5 protein-coding genes are annotated in these 3,675 nt (G+C 66.4%); all 5 read right to left on the minus strand.

Annotated features, from left to right (window positions below):
• The coding region (locus tag ACP5E6_RS01680; RefSeq protein ID WP_427950801.1) for a phosphate-starvation-inducible PsiE family protein at positions 1 to 425 on the minus strand (425 nt) is incomplete at its 3' end.
• The gene (locus tag ACP5E6_RS01685) at positions 415 to 1,353 is read right to left on the minus strand and encodes an alpha/beta hydrolase (protein WP_427950804.1); all 939 of its coding nucleotides are present in this window, start codon (positions 1,351 to 1,353) and stop codon (positions 415 to 417) included. The genes ACP5E6_RS01680 and ACP5E6_RS01685, both read right to left, overlap by 11 nt.
• A 17-nt stretch (positions 1,354 to 1,370) precedes the next feature.
• Entirely contained in the window at positions 1,371 to 2,048 is a 678-nt protein-coding gene (locus tag ACP5E6_RS01690) for an ABC transporter ATP-binding protein (protein WP_427950807.1), read from the minus strand.
• Positions 2,041 to 3,288, minus strand: coding sequence for a lipoprotein-releasing ABC transporter permease subunit (locus tag ACP5E6_RS01695; RefSeq protein ID WP_427950810.1), 1,248 nt, complete (start codon positions 3,286 to 3,288; stop codon positions 2,041 to 2,043). Before ACP5E6_RS01695 ends, ACP5E6_RS01690 begins: the two co-directional genes overlap by 8 nt.
• On the minus strand, positions 3,288 to 3,675 hold a 388-nt coding region (locus tag ACP5E6_RS01700; RefSeq protein ID WP_427950813.1), incomplete at its 5' end, for a His/Gly/Thr/Pro-type tRNA ligase C-terminal domain-containing protein. The genes ACP5E6_RS01695 and ACP5E6_RS01700, both read right to left, overlap by 1 nt.

Consider the following 3,675-nt stretch of genomic DNA (forward strand, 5'->3'; position numbering starts at 1 on the left):
ATGCTCCGGGCGATCACCAGGACGATCACCAGGATGCACAGCGCCACGAGATCACGCGAGGAGAATTTCTGGGCGTAGAGTTTGATCAGGATTTCGCGCAGGGAGAACACGATGGTGACGTCGAGCAGGGTCGAGAGGCGGATGCGGCGGGTGCGGGCGTAGTCCATGAAGGTGTTGAACAGCTCGATCAGGATGACGACGTCGAGGATGCGTTCGACCAGGGTGCGCAGCTCGAACTCATCGACATTCGAGGGGCGGAGCTGGGGGAAGAGGTGGATGGTGGTGATGATGGCTTCGACGAAGGCAAAGCCGAGGGCGATCAGCATCAGCGGGATGACGCCGATGATCACCGCATCGACCGCGATGTCGTAGCCACGGAAGATCAGGGCGCGCCAGCGGATGCGCGGCTTGGGTTCAGAGGCCACGGGCGGCCATCGCATTGGCGATTTCGTTGATCGCCTCGGTCGCTTCGGGGATGACGCGGCCCATGGTGATGAAACCGTGGATCTGGCCGGGGAAGCGGCGGAGGGTGACCGGGACGCCGGATTTGACCAGGGTGGTGGCGTAGTCCTCGCCTTCGTCGCGCAGCGGATCGAAGCCGGCGGTGATGATCAGGGCGGGGGGCAGGTTTTCATGGTGGGCGGCGCGGATCGGCGCGGCGCGCCAATCCTGCATGTCGTCCGGACCGCGCAGGTAGTGGGTGCGGAAATAGATCATGGTCTCGTGGGTCAGGCCGTAGCCTTCGGCGAATTCCACCTGGCTCGGGGAGGTCATGGACATTGCGATCGAGGGGTAGATCAGGGCTTGCAGGGCGAGGGCGGGGCCGTGATTGTCGCGCGCGTCGATTGCGACCACGGCGGCGAGGTTGCCGCCGGCGCTGTCGCCGGCGATGGCGAGGCGGTGGGGGTCGATGCCGAGATCGGCGGCGTTGGCGGCGATCCAGGCGGTGGCGTCGATCGCATCTTCTACCGCGGCGGGGAATTTATGTTCGGGGCCCATGCGGTAATCGACCGCGACGACGATGGCGCCGGTGCGCTGGGCGATCTGGCGGCAGACGACGTCATGCGTGTCGAGATCGCCGATCACCCAGCCGCCGCCGTGGTAATAGACCATGCCGGCGCGCGGGGCGGGATTGGCGCCGTCACGGTAGCGGCGGAGCGGGATGGCGCCGTTGCGGCCCGGGGCGGCGAGGTCGCGGATGTCGGTGAGCGGGGGTGGTTCGGGGCTGAGCGCGGCGCGGGCGGCGCGGTAGGCGGTTCGCGCCTGTTCGGGGGTGAGGGTGTTGGTGGCGGGCGCGCCGGAGAGGCGGATCATGTCGAGCACCATGGCGGCGCTGCGGTCGAGTGTGGCCATCGGTTTTCCTCCGTGGTTCAGGATGCGACCAGCAGACCGTCGCGCAGGGTGACGATACGGTCCATGCGGGCGGCGAGGTCGGGGTTGTGGGTGGCGATCAGCGCGGCGATGTGTTGGCTGCGCACGACGCGGAGCAATTCGTCGAACACGATGTCGGCGGTGGCGACGTCGAGATTGCCGGTGGGTTCGTCGGCGAGCAGGAGTTTGGGCGCGTTGGCCATGGCGCGGGCGATGGCGACGCGCTGGCGCTCGCCGCCGGAGAGTTTGCCCGGCAGGTGATCGGCACGGTTGGTCAGGCCGAAGACGGCGAGCAGGGTGGCTGCGCGGGTTTCGGCGTCGGCGCGGGATTTGCCGGCGATCATTTGCGGGATGGCGACGTTTTCGAGCGCGGTGAATTCGGCGAGCAGATGATGGGATTGGTAGACGAAGCCGATTTCGTCGCGGCGCAGGCGGGTGCGTTCGGAATCCGACAGACGCACCGTGTCGATGCCGCCGATGCGGATGGAGCCGGAATCGGCGTGTTCGAGCAGGCCGGCGAGGTGCAGCAGGGTGGATTTGCCGGCGCCGGAGGGGGCGACCAGGGCGGTGATTTCGCCGGCGCGCAGGGTGAGGTCGGCGCCGCGCAGGATGTGGAGCTGGTCGTCACCACTGCCGAAGGTGCGGGTGATGTTTGCGATCGTGAGGATGTCACTCATGGCGGAGCGCCTCCACCGGGTCGGTACGGGCGGCGCGCCAGCTCGGGTAGATGGTGGCGGCGAAGGAGAGCGCGATCGCGAGGATGACCACTTCGGTGACCTGGCTCCATTCGAGCTGCGCGGGGAGGGATTCGAGGTAATAGACCGTGGGGTTGAACAGCTGGGTGCCGGTGAGGTTCTGGATGAACATTCGGATGTTTTCGATATAGGCGCAGAAGACGACGCCGAGGGCGAAGCCGATGAGGGTGCCGAGCACGCCGACCGAGGCGCCGACCATGAAGAAGATGCGCAGCACCGACCCGGACGAGGCACCCATGGTGCGCAGGATCGCGATGTCGGCGGTTTTGTCCTTCACCATCATGATCATCGAGGAGACGACGTTGAACACCGCAACGATGATGATCAGGGTGAGGATGAGGAACATCACGTTGCGTTCGACATTGACGGCGGCGAAGAAGGCGTTGTTGCTGTCCTGCCAGTCGACCACGTTGACCGGGGTGGGGGCGAGGGTTTGCGGGATGGCGGCTTTGATCGGGCCGTCCGCATCGGGGTTTTTGACGAAGAGCTGGATCTGGGTGGCGGCGTCGGGCGCGCGGAACAGGGTTTGCGCGGCTTTGAGCGGCAGGAAGACGAAGCTTGAATCATATTGCGCCATGCCGGTCTGAAAGATCGCGGTGACGTGGAAACTCTCGATGCGGGGGATGGTGCCGATGATGGTGGCGTTGCCCTGGGGCAGGACCAAAGTGATGGTGCTATCGAGCGGAATGCCGAGCTGGGTGCCGACGCCGGCGCCGATGGCGACATCGTTGCCGGCGAAGCCGTTCAGCGTGCCGGCGATGATGTGATGCGAGACGGTTTTGAGGTCGGCGAGGCCGCTGGGCTGGATACCGCGGGCGACGCCGCCGATCGCACCGCCGTGCGGGCCGGTCATTAGAACCTCGCCCTGGACGATCGGGATGGCGCTGATGACGCCGGGGATTTTCATCAGCTTGCCGGCGGCGGCATCGTATTGGGTGATGTTGGTGCCGGCGCCGAACACGCCGATGTCGCCGTTGAGGCCGAGGATTTGCGCGAGGAGTTCCTGGCGGAAGCCGTTCATCACGCTCATCACGATGATCAGCGTGGCGACGCCGAGGGCGATGCCGATCAGGGAGAAGATCGCGATGATCGAGACGAAGCGCTCGCCCTTGCGGGCGCGCAGGTAGCGGAAGGCGATCCGGCGTTCGAAGGCGTTGAACATCAAGCCAGCACTTTGGCGAGCGCGTCGGTGAGCGAAAGCTCGGCGCGTTCGCCGGTGCGGCGGCGCTTGAGCTCGACCTGGCCGGTGGCGGCACCGCGCGGGCCGACGATCAGTTGCCAGGGGTGGCCCATCAGATCGGCATCGGCGAATTTTTCACCGGCGCGGGCGGGGCGATCGTCGTAGAGGGCGGCGTCGCCGAGGTGGGCGTAGAGGTGTTCGCAGAGTGCATCGGTGGTGGCGTCACCCTGGCGGAGGTTGAGGATGGCGGCGCGGAACGGGGCGACGGCGTCGGGCCAGATGATGCCGGCATCGTCGTGGCTGGCTTCGATGATCGCGCCGGTGAGGCGGGAGACGCCGATGCCGTAGCTGCCCATTTCGGGGTGGATT

The organism is Acidiphilium sp. (assembly GCF_049977125.1).
Classification (GTDB): Bacteria; Pseudomonadota; Alphaproteobacteria; order Acetobacterales; family Acetobacteraceae; genus Acidiphilium.

What these genes read in the sequence shown, in the direction of transcription:
- ACP5E6_RS01685 (WP_427950804.1), bottom strand. Translation starts at nt 1,353, where the DNA reads ATGGCCACACTCGACCGCAGCGCCGCCATGGTGCTCGACATGATCCGC.
- ACP5E6_RS01690 (WP_427950807.1), bottom strand. Translation starts at nt 2,048, where the DNA reads ATGAGTGACATCCTCACGATCGCAAACATCACCCGCACCTTCGGCAGT.
- ACP5E6_RS01695 (WP_427950810.1), bottom strand. Translation starts at nt 3,288, where the DNA reads ATGTTCAACGCCTTCGAACGCCGGATCGCCTTCCGCTACCTGCGCGCC.